This is a genomic window from Vibrio sp. 1978 (genome assembly GCF_033344345.1).
Map to the genome: position 1 here is coordinate 231,003 of NZ_JAWPOP010000002.1, position 17,265 is coordinate 248,267.

Annotated in this window: 14 protein-coding genes; 5 read left to right on the forward strand and 9 right to left on the reverse strand. The window is 43.8% G+C overall.

Features of this window, described 5'->3' with window-relative positions; genetic code table 11:
• Nucleotides 1-3 precede the first annotated feature (3 nt).
• Nucleotides 4-933, reverse strand: coding sequence for a dentin sialophosphoprotein (locus tag R8N49_RS03010; RefSeq protein WP_186584694.1), 930 nt, complete (start codon nt 931-933; stop codon nt 4-6).
• 568 nt (nt 934-1,501) lie between these two features.
• Between R8N49_RS03010 and R8N49_RS03015 the strand changes: the two genes are divergently transcribed.
• On the forward strand, nt 1,502-2,146 hold the full coding sequence (locus R8N49_RS03015) for a helix-turn-helix transcriptional regulator (RefSeq protein WP_005380169.1): 645 nt from the start codon (nt 1,502-1,504) through the stop codon (nt 2,144-2,146).
• Between the two features lie 123 nt (nt 2,147-2,269).
• On the opposite strand, the gene chrA is transcribed toward R8N49_RS03015, so the two are convergent.
• Nucleotides 2,270-3,409 carry a chromate efflux transporter gene (gene chrA, locus R8N49_RS03020; RefSeq protein WP_186584695.1) on the reverse strand — a complete coding sequence of 380 codons (1,140 nt, stop codon included), beginning with the start codon at nt 3,407-3,409 and terminating at the stop codon, nt 2,270-2,272.
• A gap of 112 nt (nt 3,410-3,521) precedes the next feature.
• On the opposite strand from chrA, the gene R8N49_RS03025 reads away from it, so the two are divergent.
• Entirely contained in the window at nt 3,522-4,439 is a 918-nt protein-coding gene (locus R8N49_RS03025; RefSeq protein WP_053349839.1) for a LysR family transcriptional regulator, read from the forward strand.
• Between the two features lie 171 nt (nt 4,440-4,610).
• Here the strand turns inward: R8N49_RS03025 and ebgR are convergent, their stop codons facing one another.
• Entirely contained in the window at nt 4,611-5,597 is a 987-nt protein-coding gene (gene ebgR, locus R8N49_RS03030) for a transcriptional regulator EbgR (protein ID WP_186584698.1), read from the reverse strand.
• A gap of 420 nt (nt 5,598-6,017) precedes the next feature.
• Between ebgR and R8N49_RS03035 the strand changes: the two genes are divergently transcribed.
• A complete protein-coding gene (locus R8N49_RS03035; RefSeq protein ID WP_017820436.1) occupies nt 6,018-6,605 on the forward strand; it encodes an outer membrane beta-barrel protein in 588 nt (195 codons plus the stop codon).
• A 37-nt stretch (nt 6,606-6,642) separates the two neighbouring features.
• Here the strand turns inward: R8N49_RS03035 and R8N49_RS03040 are convergent, their stop codons facing one another.
• Nucleotides 6,643-7,194: a gamma-glutamylcyclotransferase family protein gene (locus R8N49_RS03040; protein WP_025768214.1), complete on the reverse strand. Its 552-nt coding sequence runs from the start codon at nt 7,192-7,194 to the stop codon at nt 6,643-6,645.
• Between the two features lie 182 nt (nt 7,195-7,376).
• Between R8N49_RS03040 and R8N49_RS03045 the strand changes: the two genes are divergently transcribed.
• The gene (locus R8N49_RS03045; RefSeq protein WP_005391701.1) at nt 7,377-8,561 is read left to right on the forward strand and encodes an NnrS family protein; all 1,185 of its coding nucleotides are present in this window, start codon (nt 7,377-7,379) and stop codon (nt 8,559-8,561) included.
• A 73-nt stretch (nt 8,562-8,634) separates the two neighbouring features.
• Here the strand turns inward: R8N49_RS03045 and R8N49_RS03050 are convergent, their stop codons facing one another.
• From R8N49_RS03050 to R8N49_RS03070, 5 genes are all read right to left on the reverse strand, one after another.
• Nucleotides 8,635-9,588, reverse strand: a complete 954-nt coding sequence (locus R8N49_RS03050; protein ID WP_005391702.1) for a CorA family divalent cation transporter — start codon at nt 9,586-9,588, stop codon at nt 8,635-8,637.
• Between the two features lie 276 nt (nt 9,589-9,864).
• Complete coding sequence (gene glpD / locus R8N49_RS03055) at nt 9,865-11,424, reverse strand: glycerol-3-phosphate dehydrogenase (protein WP_054576307.1); 1,560 nt, start codon at nt 11,422-11,424, stop codon at nt 9,865-9,867.
• Between the two features lie 176 nt (nt 11,425-11,600).
• A complete protein-coding gene (locus tag R8N49_RS03060; RefSeq protein WP_186584703.1) occupies nt 11,601-12,392 on the reverse strand; it encodes a DeoR/GlpR family transcriptional regulator in 792 nt (263 codons plus the stop codon).
• Between the two features lie 159 nt (nt 12,393-12,551).
• Entirely contained in the window at nt 12,552-14,069 is a 1,518-nt protein-coding gene (gene glpK, locus R8N49_RS03065) for a glycerol kinase GlpK (RefSeq protein WP_005380193.1), read from the reverse strand.
• Between the two features lie 59 nt (nt 14,070-14,128).
• Nucleotides 14,129-14,983: an MIP/aquaporin family protein gene (locus tag R8N49_RS03070; RefSeq protein ID WP_005380195.1), complete on the reverse strand. Its 855-nt coding sequence runs from the start codon at nt 14,981-14,983 to the stop codon at nt 14,129-14,131.
• 896 nt (nt 14,984-15,879) lie between these two features.
• Here R8N49_RS03070 and glpT point away from each other — a divergent pair.
• Nucleotides 15,880-17,244 carry a glycerol-3-phosphate transporter gene (gene glpT / locus R8N49_RS03075; protein ID WP_005380199.1) on the forward strand — a complete coding sequence of 455 codons (1,365 nt, stop codon included), beginning with the start codon at nt 15,880-15,882 and terminating at the stop codon, nt 17,242-17,244.
• Nucleotides 17,245-17,265: the final 21 nt, after the last annotated feature.

The window sequence follows — 17,265 nt, forward strand, 5'->3', positions numbered from 1 at the left end:
CGGTTACTCACCCCCAGTAAACACACTTGCATTAGTTGTAACAGATTGTTGTACAAGTGAATTTGAACCAGCATTCTGACCAACGGTAGTAATACCAGCTGCACCACCAAGACCACCAAGGGTGTTCATGTTTTCAACTCGAACTCGAGTATCATCCGCGTTAGTTGCATAAATAACTGATGCACCTGTAACACCACCCATTAGGCTTGAGCTCGCAACAACCATATCTGTATCCATATGGACTTGATTGAAGCTATCAACATTTGTTGAGCTCGAGTCACTTTGATAGTTACTATTGTCGTTAAAGCTGTTCGAGTTTGTTGTGCTTGAATCAGCGTAGCTACGGTTATCACTCTGGTTACGGTTGTCGCTTTGATTACGATTATCGCTGTTATCGTTAAAGCTACTGTTGATACTAGAGTCACTGTTGTCGTTGTTGCTACGTCTTACAGTAGAACTAGAGTCACTGTTGTCGTTGTGGCTTCTATTTGTGTTAGTACTTGAATCACTACTATCACTATTTAGGCTCACATCAAGATCAGCACTGGTACTGTTGTCGTTAGCGTTAGACGTACTATTGTCGTTGTGGCTTTGAGCTGTGTTAGTGCTCGAGTTTGAGTTGTCGCTGTTGTTATTAAAGCTGTCATCAACACCAAGAGTTGCACTGTTGTCAGTGTCGCTGTTGTCGTTGAAGCTATGACCAATACCTAGTGACGCACTATTATCGCTGTTGTCGTTGAAGCTATCACCAACACCGAGAGATGCGCTATTGTCACTGTTATCATTGAAGCTGCCAGATAAACCGATATCGGTATTAGCGCTGTCAGTCCATTGCATGTTGTCGTCTCCATCATCGATCTCATTCGCGATTAGAGAGCCACTAAATAAAATTGCTGACATTGCTAAAGCAAGCCCTGTTTTGTTTAGAGTCATAACGATTACTCCATTTCCTGTTATTCCTGATTAAAAATGACTGCACTTAACTTCTTGCTGCTTCCTTCAAATGTTGTGGGAAGCGATGAAATTATAAGAAAGGATCAGTGAAAGCTGTTCTCATTATTGAGAATAATTCAGGCTGGAAGGGAGTATTTAGGTGCGTCTCTTTAAGGTGTTAAAGAAAAAAATAACATAATCATAATGTTATTTTTTGTATTTACTTTAAGTACTCATCAAGTATGAAATGAAGCCAATATAAAGAAGTAATTCGTTCTATTGCACTGAGCGGAGCAGTCATCCATTTTTTATAAATGGTATTTTATCCAATTATTATCTTTATTATTTAATATTATAAATCATATCCTTATGCTAACACAGGTTGAAAAGTATGGATAAAAATATAACAGGTTCATACTTTTTAAGTCTTTTTCGGTGCTGAAAAGCAATGCGATATCATTCTGAAGTGCTATATTTTCTACTTAAAATGAAGATAAATTCTCTTTGCTATCCCCAATTAATTTTCTAACGGGGGTTGGTGAAACAGGTAAGTTAATGTGGTGGGACTATGGAAAAGAAGCACTTGATACTGCTAGCTGAGAGTAATTTACAAAGTAACTTAATAAAAAAACAGCTGTCTTCCATTCATGATGTCGATGTAAAGATAATGCAACCAGATGAAGTGGTGTTCAGAAGTCACTCACTCAGTATCGATTTGATGTTTATTGATTACGATTTTATGCGTCAGCTTGAAGTACAAGGAAAGTTACCAGATTTTGATCTATTTGGGTGGTCCTTTATGCTTCACAACGTCCCTTGTGAAAAAGTACAAACGGACTTACTGCATTGGAAGTTGTTGAAAGGAATTTTGCTCCGAAGTGCATCAGTGACACATATATGTGATGGCGCGGAATACGTACTGAAAGGTGGGTTGTGGCTACCAAGAATGTACCTAGAGAAGTTAGTCCTCAATTATCGGCATGCAAATTTGTCCGAAGAACAGCAGCATGATGAGTTAACATGCAGAGAAAAACAGATTCTAGAGCTACTTGTGTACGGCATTTCAAATCAACAAATTGCTTCAAGACTTTTTTTATCTGAAAGTACAGTGAAAAGCCATATATACAAGTTGTACAAAAAACTCGATGTCCATTCTCGTCATGATGCAGTTAAGTTGGTAAGAATGAACAATGGCTTAACCGAGAGAAGTTAAGTCATAATTTGTGATGCTCTTTTTATCGGGGTCTGTTCCGTTTTCACTATCTAATCTAAGCAAGGGCACTCGTATTTGAGTGCCCGTGGTTTATCTAGATTCAATAGTTGGCGTATCAGCAGGCTACATCATGCCCGTGACAAGGCCTGCTGCCACAAAAAACACGATCATCCATAGTACCGAAAGGTTGAGCTTTTTGTGTAGATAGAAACCCGCAATCACTAACGCCATGTCGATGGGAGCAACAACTGCGCTGCTAAATACTGGCTGGTAAAGTGCCGCGAGTAGTAACCCTACTACCGAGGCATTTACACCGTTGATGGCGCCGGAGACCAGCGGTTTGCCTGCCAGTGCTTGCCAGTTTTTAAGAACGCCAAGCAGTAGAAGAAACCCTGGGAGGAATACGCCAAGCGTTGCGATCAGCGCGCCTAAAATTGGCGTATCCGAAAGCTCATAACCGATAAAAGTCGCAAAGGTGAACATTGGCCCCGGTACAGCTTGTGCAGCGGCGTAGCCTGTTAAAAATGCATCTTGGCTGAGCTGGTCGCCAACAATGTTTTGCAGAAGCGGCAGAACCACATGACCGCCACCAAACACTAAGCTACCAGCTTGGAAAAAATCACTAAACAGCCCAAGCAAAGGTAAAGTATGAGCCACTAACGGTAAGCCGAGTAAAAGCACCGCAAATAGAGCCAATGGCGCGATAGACGGTTTAAACGGCTCGGCTGATGGCGCGGAGTCTTTCTTCAGATATCGCATTCCGACAAAACTTGCTGCTATCAACACGAACATTTGCGTCATGATGCTTGGTGCTACCAGCAACGCAATCGCAGTCGCGACGCACAAACCCGCGGTCAGTTTACTTTGGCAGAAATTTTTGTACATGCCCCAGGTTGCATCCGCCACGACGACGACTGCGAGCAGTTTTAGGCCGTGAACGATGTTTTGGAACACTGCGGTGTCGGTGATTTGGCTGCTCACCATCGCTAGCGCCAACATGATGATCACTGAAGGAAGAGTGAATCCGACAAATGCTGCGCATGCGCCACCTAAACCGCCGCGTTTATAGCCTAAAGCAAAGCCGACTTGGCTTGAGCCCGGTCCCGGCAAAAACTGACTGAGTGCGACGATTTGCGCGTACTCGCTGTCATCAAGCCATTTCAGTTTCTCAACAAAGGTTTGGCGAAAATAACCAATATGAGCCGCAGGGCCGCCGAAGCTGAACCAACCCAGCCAGAAAAAAGTTTTGAAGATGGTGAACATGTCGAGCCTGTTTATCTAAAAAGCATTGTTGCTAATTTATCGAATGCTATAAAATGACTCAAATTGATAATTTTAATTTCATCTATGAATGAAATGGGATAAGGATATTGGAGTGAAAGAGGACATTCAGTGGCGCAACATTGACTTGAACTTATTGGTGACGTTTTCCTACTTGTATCGCTATCGAAGCGTTAGCGTCGCGGCAGAGAAAAGTTACGTTAGCCAGTCGGCGATGAGTCATAGTTTGTCTCGTTTAAGGTTGTTGTTTGACGACCCGCTTTTTGAGCGAAAAGGGCACAAGATGGAGCCCACCGAGCACGCTCACCACATCGCGCCAACTGTGCATCACTTGTTGGATTCTATCGCCAAAGACTTGCTCACTAAGTCTGCCTTCCAACCTGAAAATTACGCGGGTGTATGTCGCATCGGGTTAACGGATTATGCCGAGTTTATTTTTGCTCCTCGGCTTTATGACGAAATACGCCAGCGCGCCCCAGAGGCGCAGATCAGTTTTATTAACGTCAATCGTAGCAACTACGTGGCACTAACTGAGCATGAAAAGCTTGATGTCATTATTGGCAGCATGCCGGTGTTGGATGACAACTTTGAGAGCTTGTACTTGTACACCGAAAAACACGTGTGCATGTGTGATAAACAGGTATTGCAAGGGGAAACACAGCTGTCTCTGGAAGCGTTCGCGAACATCGAGCAAGCTCTGGTAAGTCCCGATGGGAGCTTAAAGACACAAGTAGACCAAAAGCTCGCAGAACATGGCTTGAGCCGCAAAGTCACCGTGGCGTCGCGCAACTTTCTCACTATTCGGCATCTATTGAAAAAGCGCGATCTCATTGCCATCGTGCCAGAAAAAATGGCGTTGGCGGAGGGCTTTTCGGACGATCTCATTACTGTTAAGCCGCCGATCGCCGTTGCGGATTTTGACATTGCCATGCTGTGGCATTCCAGCCGAAACAATGAAGACAAAGGCATTTGGCTACGCGAGTTGGTTTCTTCGACCATCACCTCTAAATGATAAACATTTGGGGCACTCATGGTGCTTAGAGTGATTTGTTGTTGAACTTCTTACTACCCGCTGAGTTATCGGCGTTACACCGAAACAGTACTGATTGTGCAAAATGAATGTCTTGGGTTAGGGGGGGGATGTTCCAGGTTTAATTCATAAAAGAGATTAATGGAAAAGGTATCATTGAGTTGTACCACGTAGTTTAAGCTCTGTTTGCACGTATACATGAAGAGGGAATAAGCGTCCATCTCGGTATTTTTCCACCAGTAAGTTCACTCCCTGAGTTCCCATCAACTCAGAGTGAATACGAATTGTAGACAACGGCGGAAAGGTAAAGCGAGCAGTAGGAATATCATTCATACTAATCAACGTAATATCCTCTGGTATCTTTAAGCCAAATTCATGGATTGCACGTACTATGCCAATCGCGATGGAGTCTGAATCAATGAATACTGCTTTCGGGAAGTCACCTTTGGCTAGCATCTCTTTCGCTAAGTTATAACCGGACAAACTAGAGCAGGCACAATAGTGTATATCATGTTCTGCGACCACGCCTTTTAGATAGCCATAGTCCAAAAACACATTTTCACGAGTGTCAGCTGCGTCGTGCTTGTCTTGACCGCCAATATAACCGATGCGGCGGTGGCCTCGTTGTACAAAGAAATCAACTACTTGCCTACTGATTCGAATAAGGTCGACATCAACGCAATCATAAGGGCAGGTTGGATCTGAAAAGTTTATGTAGCAAATGCTATCGGCTAGACGTTTAGGTAATTTATCTACTACCTTTTGGTCGACATTTCCGACTAAAAGGACACCTGTTATCTTTTTCGTTTCAACATCAATTTCACTGTTATAGCAATTGGTTAGCGTAATACCTAATTTGTCGCATTGCGTTTCAATCCCATGACGAATTGATAAGTAGTAAGGGTCATTCACCTCTGTTTCTTGTTTGTAGTTATATAAGGCTAAAAAGTGATGTTTTTGCTTAGCTTCTTTGATGCCTTTCTTCGAGCTACTGGTGCGGTACTCCAGTTTTTCTGCAATTTCCAAAATGCGGTATTTGGTTTCTTCTTTAACGCTCAACGTTGGGTCGTTGTTCAAAACCCGCGATACTGTTGCAAGTGAGACGCCTGCTTCAATGGCGATATCTTTTAGCTTTGCCATGTAAATTTCCCGTTGGCACTGCCCAAGTGTGAGCTCAATAATCTGACTATTTTAAACAGCTACTTAGATATGCACAAACCTTTAGTAAGACAGTCCTAAACACTTTAAATCATCATATCAAGCCAAATTGTTTTCATGAAATAGACTCTATTGAGTAATAAATAAAGCCGTAAACGTAAGGATTATATTGCTGTAAAAATACTGAAAAACGCGACTGGTTTGGAAACTTGCTACTTGTGGTAACTCTAGTACTTAATAGGACTCGAGCTGTTTAGAGTTTAATCAAGCAAACGTTTTATTGTTCATGTTTATGTTTTGTGTCTCATTTTATAAACAAATCAATAGGAAAGTATTCAACTCTATTTATAATCTCCGCGCTTTTAAAAGCTGTCTAACAGTATGAAAAATTAGGAAATTATAATGAAAAAAGTATTGCCATTATTGGCTTTAGGTGCAGTGGTTGCTTCAGCATCAGTTCAAGCAAAAGGTAACTGGTATGTTGGTGCTGATTTGGTAAATTCAGATCTTAAAGTTAAAAGCTTGTCAAAAGATCTTTCTGCGACAGGTCTTAGCCTTGCTGTAGGTAAAGAGCTTCAATATTCAGAAAACTTCAAACTAGCTTTTGAAGGTGAGTACATATACTTTGGCGACTTTGAAGAAACATTTTCTTACATGGGGTGGCCGGTTAAATTTAGTGTTGATGCTTCTGCGTTCAATTTCAATGCGAAGCCTAAATACCAATTTGCAGGTACAGGCTTCTATGTTGGTGCGATAGCTGGCCTTGGTGTAATGAGTGTTTCTTATGAAGTGAAATCATCTAGCACTGTTACCGATGATGGTCGTGATGTAGGCTTTAACTACGGTGTTGAGGCTGGTTATGAGTTCGCTTCAGGTTTGGTTGTATCTGGTGGCTACCGTGCTTCTTCGGTAAGTATTGATGCCGAAAACGGTGGCAGCGAAGATTTTGATTTTGACAGCCTGTACGTTGGTGTTGATTACAAGTTTTAAGCTCGCGTAAGCAAACATAGATACTAAAAAGGAGCCGTTAGGCTCCTTTTTTTATTAGATTATCAATCAACTCATAATGGTGATCTTGTACGCCTGCAAGGTTGCCATATTTGGGTTGGTGGCGGTCATTTTCTTTCGCGTGTTGCCAGCCAATGGTGTGACGCACAAAATGCTCTGCAAACGCGTGGGAAACTTCCAAGCAACCTGCCAGTACGGTATCAACATAACTTTGCATGATTGGGCTCTTTTCGCATGGTGGTAGTGGCTCGTCTTTTACGTAAACCCAAATGTCATGTTCTTGGTTAAAACTCGCATCTGTTTCGATTTGATCTGGCTGAAGTTGAATACGATGATAACCTCGCTCACGGCGGTCGAATTCTGCGAGCGCTTCTTCATTTACTTCGAGTAAAACGCCATTAACCTGTCCATCGCCTTGGTTCACCACTAATGGAGAGAGGCTGTAGCTGTCGTCAATCTTCCCCCAGTAGCGAACCAACCCATGTGCTATGACGGGAATGGCTTCTCCCGTTTGTCCGGTTAACTTACGCGACGCAGAATTAATCAAACTGCCATAGCCAAATATGTACATTGTCGTTGCATCCCTTAACTGATAGTTGTGCCTCTCATGTTTATACCTAACCCGCATCTGAAGCACAACTTTACCTCTTAAGTATAATCTTAATTATAAACATGTATTTTTTATACATGTTTATGGTAGCATCAATATGTAGTTGAGTTAACCAGCATCGAGAGACGCTTGAGGGCAAGATAATGCTGAATATCACCGATAAAAAAGTAGAAGAAAAAATCCCCGCATGGCTGCGATTAGGCTTTCGGCCGTTTTTTCTGTTTGGGTCGATTTACGCCATTGTTGCGATTGCGTTGTGGGTGTGGATGTTCCAAGGCGGACAGCCAAACGCATTAGCCGTGCCTGCATTGTGGTGGCACGTACATGAAATGTTGTTCGGTTTTTCGATGGCCATTGTAGTTGGCTTTGTACTGACCGCGGTACAAAACTGGACTGGCATTAATGGTACCAAGCATTACATGCTTCTGGCTTTATTTGGCTTGTGGTTAGTGCCCCGCATATTGCTTTGGACACCAGCACCGTTATGGTTAACCAGCAGTATCGAAGCGGTATTTTTACTGTTTGTCGCCTATGAGGTGGGCATTCGTGTGTATCGAGCCAAAGGTTGGCGTAATTTGTTTTTCGTTCCACTGTTTCTTTTAGCCATCTTTGCGAACTTTGCAAGCTACGCAACGATAAAAGGTATGCCGCCCTTTAGCTCTTCAGCGGTGTGGCAAGCAATGCTGTGGTGGTTTACCTTGCTGTTGTCAGTGATGGGCGGACGTGTGATTCCATTTTTTACTGCGCGTCGATTTAATTTCGAAAAAGCGCAACCATTGGCTTGGTTAGAGTGGTTCGCGAACTTGCCATTGGTAATGCTATTTGTGCTGAGCTTTTTCCCTGTGACGTTTGCAGAACTAGGTAGTCCTTTGATGCTATTTGCAGGTGTTGCTCAGTTGGTGCGTTTTGTTCGCTGGAAACCTTGGTTAACCCTGAGCGAGCCTTTAGTGTGGTCGCTGCATGCTGCGTATTTGTGTTTACCACTAAGCTTAATTTTGCGAGGCGTCTGGGGAGATGCATTTGCCAGCCATAACCTCATTCACCTGTTTGCGATAGGTGCGTTAGGCGGTTTGATTTTAGCGATGATTACACGGGTGACGATGGGACATACTGGTCGCATGATCTACAAAGGGCCAAACATGAGCCTTGCGTTTGCAGCAATTACCGCGGCAGCTTTGGTTCGCAGTTTCGCCGTGATCTTTGATCCAGCGAACATGATACTGTGGATTGATATCAGCGGCGGATTATGGATTGTTGCGTTTGGGCTATTTGTGTGGCGCTTTGGTGTGATGCTTGTGACCCCTCGTGTGGATGGTCACCCCGGATAAGATTCTAATGTGAGTAGAGAAAAGAGGAGCCGCGTGCTCCTCTTTTGGTTTTTGTTCTTTATAGGTTTAGTGTTTATTCGTCTTCGTCGTCCGCTTTATTCGTGAGCCCCAAGCGTTTAAATAGCCACCACTCTAGACCAAAAATGACAATTAAGGCGATGCAGAACCAGGTGAATGCCATGGTGGATTCCACGCCTGGCATTCCACCAACATTGATACCGAGTAAACCTGTTAAGAAGCTGGTTGGTAGAAAAATCGTTGCTACCAAAGTAAACAGGTAACTGTTTTTATTGGTTTTCTCATCACGATGATGTTTGATCTCTTCTTGGAAAAGCGCCACTTCTCCAAGATAAAACTCAAGTGTTTCATTTATGCGCGTAATATTATTGTGTGCGAAGCGATATTGATGAGGTCTCAAAGCAATCAATTCTGATTCTGACTCCACAAGATCACGGATAGCGTACTGCTGAGGGCGAATAAAACGCTTGATAGAAATCAGTGCTTTTTGAGTCGCCATATGTTTGTACGTCGACTCATCATTCACGTCGAACTGGTTTAGTGTTTCTTCAATCGTATCAAGGTAAATGTCTATTTTACTGTTTAATCCTTCAATGATCTGATGAAGTAAACTGGCAAGACTTTTTGGGCCTTTGTGTTCCGCTAATGCTTGGCGAATCTCCATGATCGCGCGTGATGGAATTTTACGAGTTGAAATGAGTGCGCCTTGAAAGTAGAGAATTCGAATACTAAGCATATCTTCTGGTGATGCATTGCCGTTCATATTGACGCCTCGTAAAATCAACATGAAGTTCTCGTCATCCAAAGGATGGAAAGATGGTCGACTTTCGTCGGCTAATAGATGATCAACCGTAGCTCGAGGTACTTGGTTTTGCTCCAGCCAACCACGAATATCAGGATGCAGCCGTTCGCAATGGTACCAATGCTTAGCTTGAATTTGCTCTGCCGTGGTGGATTGTTGAGTTGCTTCTGGGGTTGAGAAGTCCCAATGTTCAATCATAAAACCCATTTTCTTTTCCTTGTTTGAGCCGATACCAAAATAACCTCAAGATACTTCTTTCGCGAGAATTGCATTGCCATACAGAGGCAATGCTCTGAGTACGGTACTCTGAAGTCATTGATGCATTATTTTTCAAATGAGTATGATTGTATTTAATGCCAAATGTCTATGAATAGTTGTTCTTATTTGCAATCGAGTGGAGCGCACCAAGGTGTTGTGCTTAAACAACAAAACAAAAAGCCTGCAACTAAGCAGGCTTTATTGTGGGGGGAGGGAGGGGAGCTGTTAGCCAACTTGAGAAAGATTAACCACTTTCTGTTGTAGCTTTTTCTTTAAATAGTCCGTTAAGGCCTGTTTTTCTTCCTCGTTCATGTAAAGACCAAGCTTAGTACGGCGCCATAAAATGTCTTCATCGGTCATTGCCATTTCATGGTTCATTAAGTAATCGATCTCACGTTGGTAAACACCACCGGCTTGTGTCGAGAACGTTTGTCCTAAGTCAGCTTCACTTGTTGTACCTTCCATTAAGTTCCACGTTTGGGTACCAAACTGAGTGACATAACGAAGAATCAATGCTTCTGGCGCCCAAGTGTATTTAGCGTGAATTTGTTTAGCTAATTGTTCACGACTACAGCTGAAGTTACCACCAGGAAGGGTTTGGTTGGCCGTCCAGTCGCTTCCCATCTCTGGTAGGAAAGGAGCCAGCTTTTTCATTGCCGCTTCACCCAGCTTACGGTAGGTCGTCAGCTTACCACCAAAGACAGAAAGCAGAGGTGCATGGTCGTATTCCGCATCGAGCTCTAGCGTGTAGTCTCGTGTGATTGCTTGCGGAGAGTCAGATTCATCGTCACATAAAGGACGAACACCGCTGTATGTCCAAACTACATCTTCGCGAGTCAACTGGTGGACAAAGTGTTGGTTTACGATATCAATGAGGTAATCGACTTCGTCATCTGAGATCGACACTTCACGTGGGTCACCTTTGTATTCCACATCTGTTGTACCAATGATTGAGAACTTATCTAAGTAAGGAATCATAAATACGATGCGATTGTCTTTGTTTTGAAGAATGTAGGCTTGCGGTTCGTTGTGGATACGAGGAACAACGATGTGCGAGCCTTTGATTAAGCGAATGTTACGAGGAGAGGCTTGCTCTAATCCATCATCAAAGAACTGTTTTACCCAAGGCCCCGCAGCATTGACTAACGCTTTCGCTTTACGTTCGAAACGTTGGTCTGTCATCACATCGTGAATAGTAACATGCCAGATACCACCTTCACGGTGTGCTTTTTCCACGCGGCAGTAGTTACGCACTTCAGCATGGTTTTCGCGAGCCGCAAGAACGTTCAGTAATACTAAACGTGCATCATCAACCCAACAGTCAGAGTATTCGAAACCCGTTTTCATCTCTGGTTTTAGCAAGCCAGATTTCGCAAGGTTGACGGTTTTACTGCCTTGCAGCGTCGTACGTTTACCCAAGTTATCGTAAAGGAAAAGGCCACAACGAATCATCCAAGCTGGGCGTAGGAATGGGCGATGCGGTAAACGGAAACGCATTGGTAATGCGACGTGTGGTGCTTTACGAAGAATAACCTCACGCTCTGCGAGCGCTTCCGAAACTAAACGAAACTCGTAGTGTTCAAGGTAGCGTAAACCGCCGTGTATCAGTTTAGAACTTGCTGAAGAAGTCGCAGATGCGAAGTCATGTGCTTCATATAAGCCAACACTCAAACCTCGGCCAGCTGCGTCTGCTGCAATACCAGCTCCATTAATGCCGCCACCGATTACGATCAAGTCTAAGGTAGTGGATGAGCTAGTAGTGGAAGCATTATTTTGTATACTCATAAATTTGACCTCTTGGTGAGCGAACGAGCATTTTAGAACATAATGTAATCCTAGCTCAGGTTTCGTTTGTGATCATCTATTATTTTCGTTTGTGAGCGTTTTGTGTGATTTAGACACAAAAAAACCTCTGTCTAATTAAGACAGAGGTCATTTGAGGGGGAGTTATACGATTGACGTTACTCGTTTTCGGAGTTTGATTCGTTAGCTTCAACCACTTCAAGTGGGATAGAAGCTTCCTTCAAAATTGACAAGATTTCTTCTGGTGGCTGCTTATTGGTAAAGATCATGTTGAGCTGTGCAATATTGCCTAGTTTCACCATAGCATTGCGCCCGAACTTGGTGTGGTCTACGGCAAGAAATACACTACGGCTATTGTCAATGATCGCTTGTTTGACCCGGACTTCGTGGTAATCAAAGTCTAATAGCGAGCCATCGAAGTCGATACCGCTAATGCCGAGAATACCAAAGTCGAGACGGAACTGTTTAACGAAATCGAGGGTAGCCTCGCCAACAATACCGCCGTCTCTGCTGCGGACTTCTCCACCCGCTAAGATGACTTTGATTTCAGGGTTAGGGAAAAGAATGGTCGCAACATTGATGTTGTTGGTGACAACACGCAACTGTTTATGGTTTTTATTGAGCGCTCGCGCAACTGCTTCTGGTGTGGTGCCGATATCGATGAATAGTGTGGCACCATCTGGAATGTGTTTGACTACCACGTCTGCAATGACATCTTTTTCATTGAAGTTGAGCGCTTTACGCGTGTTGTAAGATGTGTTTTCAGAACTGAGAGGAATAGTGGCTCCACCGTGATAACGACGAATTTTGTTGTCATCGGCGAGTTCATTGAGATCGCGTCGGATGGTTTGTGGGCTGACATTGAATCTTTCTACTAACTCATCCGTGCTGACATAGCCTTGTTTTTTCACCAGCTCAACAATCTGCTGGTGTCGAGGTATTTGCTTCACTTACCACTCCCTTGTGCATTGGTAACGGCCAATGCTTCAAATTCGAAGCTCTATTGTGCTCGAATTTGCTCGTTGTGAGAAGTAAGCGAGTTCAGGAATCGGGGATAAAGCGCAAAAAGAGCGCACAAATGGCGCTCTTTTTTTCTTATGGAGATGAGATTAATCTTCTTCGTCGTGAAGTTCAGACCAGGTTTGTGCACATTTCACTGCACGTTTCCAGCCCTTGTAACGACGATTGCGTTTTTCTTCATCATCGTGTGGCTCAAAGGTGCGATCAAGTACCGCTTTATTCTGCAACTCATCAATGCTATCCCAGTAACCAACTGCAAGGCCGGCAAGGTAGGCTGCACCAAGAGCGGTAACCTCAGTTACTTGAGGGCGGTGTACTTCTGTGTTCAATACATCGGATTGGAATTGCATTAGGAAGTTGTTCGCTACTGCACCACCATCGACGCGAAGGTTCGCAAGCTTAATGCCTGAGTCAGCTTGCATCGCATCCAGTACGTCACGAGTTTGATAAGCGATGCCTTCCAATGTTGCACGGATGATATGGTTTGAATTCACACCGCGAGTAAGGCCGACAATCGTGCCACGTGCGTAGGCATCCCAGTATGGAGCGCCTAAACCAGTAAATGCAGGCACGACATAAACGCCGTTTGATGTATCCACTTTTGTCGCGAAGTATTCAGAGTCTTCTGCACCGTTTAGGATTTTCAATTCATCGCGTAGCCATTGGATAGAAGCTCCACCCATGAATACGGCGCCTTCAAGTGCATAAGCTGGTTCGCCTGCAGGACCACAAGCCAAAGTAGTTAGAAGGCCATGTGTCGAAGTGACTTTTTCTTGGCCCGTATTCATTAGCAAGAAACAACCCGTACCGTAAGTGTTTTTCGCTTGACCCGCTTCAACACACATTTGGCCGTAAAGCGCCGCTTGTTGGTCACCTGCGATTCCAGAAATAGGAATACGAGTACCGCCTTTACCACCGATGTTGGTTTTACCGTAAATTTCCGATGAGCGCTTCACTTCTGGCATCATAGATGCTGGAATGCCAAGCTCATCTAACATTTTTTGATCCCAACATAGATCGTTGATGTTAAACAGCATGGTACGCGATGCATTAGTGTAGTCGGTTACGTGAACGCGACCTTGAGTCATCTTCCAAACTAACCAAGTATCGACAGTACCAAACAACAGCTTGCCTGCTTCTGCGTCTTCTCGTGCGCCTTCAACATTGTCCAGAATCCATTTAACTTTGGTACCTGAGAAGTAAGGGTCAAGCACCAAACCAGTGTTGTCACGTACATAGTTTTCGAGACCGCGTGCTTTTAAATCTTCACAGATATCAGCAGTACGGCGACATTGCCATACGATCGCATTGTAAACGGGTTTACCTGTTTCTTTGTTCCAGACGATGGTCGTTTCACGCTGGTTAGTAATACCGATAGCCGCTAATTGGTCGCTACGGATGCCAGACTTAGCTAGAGCTTCTACTAAAGTAGAGCTTTGTGTTGCCCAGATCTCCATTGGATCATGTTCAACCCAACCAGCTTCTGGATAAATCTGAGTAAATTCGCGTTGCGCGACGCTTACGATGTTCGCATCGTGATCAAGAATCACTGCGCGAGAGCTTGTTGTACCTTGGTCCAGGGCAACAATGTATTTTTGCTCAGTCATGGTAAGAATCCTTTTGTTTCGTTATTTATATTTTAGTAAATGTTCGAGTTACGTCAGTTTTAAGCTCTAGCTTCTTCTGTTTCTTCTTCCGTCTCACATTGGTTTGGAATCGTACAACCGTGGCCTTGTTGTGGAAGGTAAGCGGCAATCGCTTTTGGATACAACCAACCACCAAAACACGCACCTGCAATCGGAGCAAGTAAAGGCACGATAAAGTAAGGAATGTCTTTAGCACCTGTCAGAGCGTAATCCCAACCTGCGAAGTAAGCGAACAGCTTCGGTCCAAAGTCACGAGCAGGGTTCATCGCAAAGCCTGTTAGTGGGCCAAGTGAACCACCGATGACGGCAATCAAAATACCGATCAATAGAGGGTTCATTGCGCCACGTGCTGCGCCGTTATTTTCATCGCCCAGAGCCAGAATCGCAAACATCAGCACAGCAGTGATAACGAATTCCACAGCAAAAGCACCAAAGAAAGAGAGGGAGGCATGCGGATAGGTTGAGAAGATACCAGCAGTTGCTAGTGCATCTTGGCTGCTGCGAACGAAGTTATGAGCGATTTCGTAGTCGGTGAAAAGGTTGCTGTATAAGCTGTATACCAATGCAGCAGAACAGAATGCCCCAAGCATTTGAGCGATAATGTATGGCACCACTTTCGCCTTATCAAAACCATGGAACATAGCAAGTGCGATGGTAACGGCAGGGTTGATGTGTGCACCAGAGACGCCAGCCGTACAGTAAATAGCGATGGCGACACCGAAGCCCCATACAATACTGATTTCCCATTGTCCAAATGATGCGCCTGTTAGAACTAAGGCTGCAACACAGCCTACGCCGAAGAAAATAAGTAGTCCTGTACCGATAAACTCGGCCAAACATTCTCCGAGCAGAGAGGGGTGTTTGTTCGTTGTCATGTTAAAAGTCCTTTGATCATTTTTGCCTGTCTAGCACGATACTATTGTGCATATATAAACGTTTGCGAAAACAAACGAGCGTTAAAAATGAGCGTTTGAGCATAAATTTGTTAATCAAAGTCTTCGTTTTTGTTAAATGGCGCATCTTTTAACCGGAAAAGAACACAACGAAAATAATTTATTTGTCACGAGGCCAGTGTTGAGAGCGCTCAAATTACCGATGTGAAAAAGAATGCACAACTGGTAAGAGGAGTTTTGTGAAGCTGCTACGTGCTTGGAGATTTATTACACAGAACTTGTGTAGCAGTTAACCCTAAAGGAGTAGGAGGATGTCAAATGTATCAAGGGCTAGCAGTGATATAAAAATACGCAGTCATGTTTGGACTTTTAGAAAAAATCGTCATCCCATTGATACCAATAGGATGAGTTGAGAAGAGAATAAACGCTGTTAATGTCTTGTGTTTGTGAATCATTGCTTCGGCTTGTATTCAAATAAAAAATTGTTTTTTTTATTTCGTTTGATGCTAAACGTGATCGTTTTTCAGCTTTTTAGTTATTAGTTGGTTCGGAGCGAGTAGGGCAGGCGTAAATCGCCCTTTTTACGGTTAGTTTATGTTCTAATTCGAGCCTTTGTTTCAAAGGTTTCGAATTGGAATGCTAAAGTGAGGGGTTTGAACATCAGTTTAATATTAACGAATCTTGAGTAAAGTTGAACGATGATCTAATTAATGCTCATATAATTTACTGTATTTACTTATATTTAATTCATGTGCAACATTTGTCACAGAAATAAAATCCTAACTCTATACAATTCATGAACTTTCGAACGAAGATTTATTTTGTTTCGTTCGCTCCTTTTGTGTTTTTACCATCGCATACAAAATAATGAGGTTCCTATGTTTGGAATATTCAAACCTAAGGCGCACATTGATCGTCTGTCCCCTGGCAGCATCGATAGCACCTACTCTCGCCTCCGTTGGCAACTCTTTATCGGTATCTTTGTTGGCTACGCCGGTTACTATCTAGTTCGTAAAAACTTCAGTTTGGCGATGCCTTATCTTATCGAGCAAGGCTTTAGCCGCGGAGACTTAGGTGTCGCCTTGGCAGCTGTTTCCATTGCATATGGTCTCTCTAAGTTTCTAATGGGCAGCGTTTCAGACCGCTCCAACCCTCGCTATTTCCTTAGTGGCGGCCTATTGATGTCTGCATTAGTGATGTTTTGCTTTGGCTTTATGCCATGGGCGACTGGTAGCGTCACTGCGATGTTCATTTTGCTTTTCTTGAACGGTTGGTTCCAAGGGATGGGGTGGCCTGCTTGTGGCCGAACCATGGTGCACTGGTGGTCACGTAAAGAGCGTGGTGAGATCGTTTCGGTTTGGAACGTGGCGCACAACGTGGGTGGCGGCTTGATTGGTCCACTATTTATTCTTGGCCTGTGGGCATTTAACGATGATTGGCGCACTGCATTTTATGTTCCTGCATTTTTCGCCACGTTGGTTGCTGTGTTTGTTTGGATGACGGTTCGCGATACCCCTCAGTCTTGTGGTCTGCCTCCTATTGAAGAATACAAAGACGATTACCCAGATGACTATGACAAGTCCCATGAACAAGAAATGACAGCGAAGGAAATCTTCTTCAAATACGTCTTCAATAACAAACTTCTTTGGTCGATTGCAATTGCAAACGCATTTGTTTACCTAATTCGTTACGGCGTACTGGACTGGGCACCTGTTTACCTAAAAGAAGCGAAGGATTTCTCGGTAGATAAATCGTCATGGGCTTATTTCTTATACGAATGGGCTGGCATTCCAGGAACACTATTGTGTGGTTGGATCTCTGACAAATTGTTCAAAGGTCGTCGTGCACCTGCTGGTATCTTATTTATGGTGTTAGTGACAGTTGCAGTGATGGTTTATTGGTTTAACCCTGCGGGCAACCCAACAGTAGATATGATGGCGCTTATTGCAATTGGCTTCCTAATCTATGGTCCGGTTATGCTGATCGGTTTGTACGCACTTGAACTCGCTCCGAAGAAAGCGGCAGGTACTGCCGCTGGTCTTACTGGTTTGTTTGGATACCTAGGTGGGGCAGTTGCCGCAAACGCGATTTTGGGCTACACCGTAGACCACTTTGGCTGGGATGGTGGCTTTATCATCTTAGTGGGTTCTTGTATTACTTCTATCGTGTGTTTGATGTACGCCTTCTTAGGTGAACGTGCGCACCACGAGCAAAAAGAGCGCGAGAAGGAAGCGCTAGCGTAATATTTATTTAAAGAGGCAGTG

What these genes read in the sequence shown, in the direction of transcription:
- R8N49_RS03010 (WP_186584694.1), bottom strand. Translation starts at nt 933, where the DNA reads ATGACTCTAAACAAAACAGGGCTTGCTTTAGCAATGTCAGCAATTTTA.
- R8N49_RS03015 (WP_005380169.1), top strand. Translation starts at nt 1,502, where the DNA reads ATGGAAAAGAAGCACTTGATACTGCTAGCTGAGAGTAATTTACAAAGT.
- chrA (WP_186584695.1), bottom strand. Translation starts at nt 3,409, where the DNA reads ATGTTCACCATCTTCAAAACTTTTTTCTGGCTGGGTTGGTTCAGCTTC.
- ebgR (WP_186584698.1), bottom strand. Translation starts at nt 5,597, where the DNA reads ATGGCAAAGCTAAAAGATATCGCCATTGAAGCAGGCGTCTCACTTGCA.
- R8N49_RS03035 (WP_017820436.1), top strand. Translation starts at nt 6,018, where the DNA reads ATGAAAAAAGTATTGCCATTATTGGCTTTAGGTGCAGTGGTTGCTTCA.
- R8N49_RS03040 (WP_025768214.1), bottom strand. Translation starts at nt 7,194, where the DNA reads ATGTACATATTTGGCTATGGCAGTTTGATTAATTCTGCGTCGCGTAAG.
- R8N49_RS03045 (WP_005391701.1), top strand. Translation starts at nt 7,377, where the DNA reads ATGCTGAATATCACCGATAAAAAAGTAGAAGAAAAAATCCCCGCATGG.
- R8N49_RS03050 (WP_005391702.1), bottom strand. Translation starts at nt 9,588, where the DNA reads ATGGGTTTTATGATTGAACATTGGGACTTCTCAACCCCAGAAGCAACT.
- glpD (WP_054576307.1), bottom strand. Translation starts at nt 11,424, where the DNA reads ATGAGTATACAAAATAATGCTTCCACTACTAGCTCATCCACTACCTTA.
- glpK (WP_005380193.1), bottom strand. Translation starts at nt 14,069, where the DNA reads ATGACTGAGCAAAAATACATTGTTGCCCTGGACCAAGGTACAACAAGC.
- R8N49_RS03070 (WP_005380195.1), bottom strand. Translation starts at nt 14,983, where the DNA reads ATGACAACGAACAAACACCCCTCTCTGCTCGGAGAATGTTTGGCCGAG.
- glpT (WP_005380199.1), top strand. Translation starts at nt 15,880, where the DNA reads ATGTTTGGAATATTCAAACCTAAGGCGCACATTGATCGTCTGTCCCCT.